Consider the following 1,901-nt stretch of genomic DNA (forward strand, 5'->3'; position numbering starts at 1 on the left):
CACTCCTCCGAGGTACCTACATGCTGAACAAACTGCGGCGAGTCGGGCCACCGCTGCTCATGCTCGCCCCGTCCCTGATCCTCGTCGGCGTCTTCGTCTACGGGCTGATCGTCGCCAACTTCACCACGTCCCTGACGGACAACCACACGGCGGCGCAGGCCACCGGGCAGAAGCCGGCCGTCTTCGTGTGGTTCACCAACTACCTCGACCTACTGGCCAGCGAGGACTTCCAGCACTCGCTGATGAACCTCGTGCTGTACACGGTCGTGTTCCTGGTCGGCACCATGATCATGGGCTTCCTGTGGGCCTGGATGCTCGAGAAGCCCGTCAAGGGCGAGGGACTGTTCCGCTCGGTCTACCTCTTCCCCATGGCGGTCTCGTTCGTCGCCTCGGGCGTGGTGTGGCGCTGGCTGCTCAACTCCAACCAGGGCGAGCAGGCCTCCGGCCTGAACCGCCTGTTCCAGATCGTCGGGCTGGACGCGCTGCAGAACAACTGGTGGAACAACGTCACCTTCGGCATCATCGCCATCGCCATCCCCGCGATCTGGCAGCTCTCGGGCTACGTGATGGCGCTGTTCCTCGCCGGGTTCCGCGGCATCCCCGAGGAGCTGCGCGAGGCCGCCAGGATGGACGGCGCCTCCGAGTGGAAGCTCTACCGGCACGTCCTGTTCCCGCAGCTCTCCCCCGTCGCGCTGTCCGCGCTGATCATCATCGGCCACATGTCGCTCAAGGCGTTCGACCTCATCATGTCGATCTCCAAGCCGGCGAACTACCAGACCAAGGTCCCCGCCGTCGACATGTTCGTGTTCAAGTCGAGCTTCGACTACGCGAACGCCGCCGCCGTCGGCTCGATCCTGCTGATCATCGTCGCGATCGTCATCGTGCCCTACCTGATCCGCACGAACCGTGAGGAGAAGCGATGACCGCCGAAGCCGAACAGCTCACCGCGCACCGCCCGGCGCCCGTCGCGCCCCGCGTGCACAAGGGCCGGTACTCGCTCGCGCGCACGCTGAAGTACGTGGGCCTGATCTTCTTCCTGATCGTCGTCCTGATCCCGGTGTACGTGCTGCTGGTGACCAGCTTCAAGGGCACCGGCGACGCCGACCCGAGCCGCGCCTGGAACCTGCCCCAGATCTGGACCATGGACAACTGGGCGATGGCGTGGACCACGCTCGCGCCCGCGATCGGGCGCACGCTGGCGATCGTCGTGCCGAGCTCGATCATCTCGGCGTTCCTCGGCTCGCTGAACGGGTTTGTGCTCTCGCGCTGGAGCTTCAAGGGTGCGGACATCGTCTTCACGCTGATCCTGTTCGGGATGTTCATCCCGTACCAGGCCGTGATGATCCCCCTGACCCAGCTCGTGCTGAACCTCGGGATACCCACGGGTGTGCCCACGCTGATCCTGCTGCACGTGGTCTACGGCATCCCGATCACCACGCTGATCTTCCGGAACTACTACCAGACCGTCCCGCACGAGCTCATCGAGGCCGGGCGCGTCGACGGCGCGGGCATGCTGCGCACCTACTGGTCGATCGTGCTGCCGATCTCGATCCCCAGCTTCGTCGTGGTGCTCATCTGGCAGTTCACCTCCGCGTGGAACGACTTCCTGTTCGCGGTGTTCTTCTCGTCGTCCCAGAACGGCCCCGTCACCGTGGCGCTGAACAACCTCGCCAACGGCGCGCTGCTGCAGAACTACGGCGTCTCGATGGCCGGCGCCCTGTTCGCGTCGCTGCCGACCCTGCTGGTCTACATCATCCTCGGCAAGTACTTCGTCGGCGGCCTGATGTCGGGCTCGGTCAAGGGCTGACCCCACGACCCCGGACGTGGGGGGGGGGGGGGGGGGGCCGGGGGGCGGTGGAGGGGTAAGGAGAGGAGGGGAGGGGGGGGGGGGGGGGCCCCGG

At 66.2% G+C, this 1,901-nt stretch carries 2 protein-coding genes; both read left to right on the plus strand.

What is annotated here, in order from left to right; all coding sequences use genetic code 11:
* Nucleotides 1-20: 20 nt before the first annotated feature.
* On the plus strand, nt 21-923 hold the full coding sequence (locus ACFWEJ_RS28555) for a carbohydrate ABC transporter permease (RefSeq protein ID WP_377232533.1): 903 nt from the start codon (nt 21-23) through the stop codon (nt 921-923).
* Complete coding sequence (locus ACFWEJ_RS28560; protein WP_377232534.1) at nt 920-1,807, plus strand: carbohydrate ABC transporter permease; 888 nt, start codon at nt 920-922, stop codon at nt 1,805-1,807. The genes ACFWEJ_RS28555 and ACFWEJ_RS28560 overlap by 4 nt, the downstream gene beginning before the upstream one ends.
* Nucleotides 1,808-1,901 lie beyond the last annotated feature (94 nt).

The sequence above is a fragment of the Promicromonospora sp. NPDC060204 genome (assembly GCF_042728455.1).
GTDB lineage: Bacteria > Actinomycetota > Actinomycetes > Actinomycetales > Cellulomonadaceae > Promicromonospora.

Coding starts and splice junctions, on each gene's coding strand:
- ACFWEJ_RS28555 (WP_377232533.1), top strand. CDS start 21: ATGCTGAACAAACTGCGGCGAGTCGGGCCACCGCTGCTCATGCTCGCC.
- ACFWEJ_RS28560 (WP_377232534.1), top strand. CDS start 920: ATGACCGCCGAAGCCGAACAGCTCACCGCGCACCGCCCGGCGCCCGTC.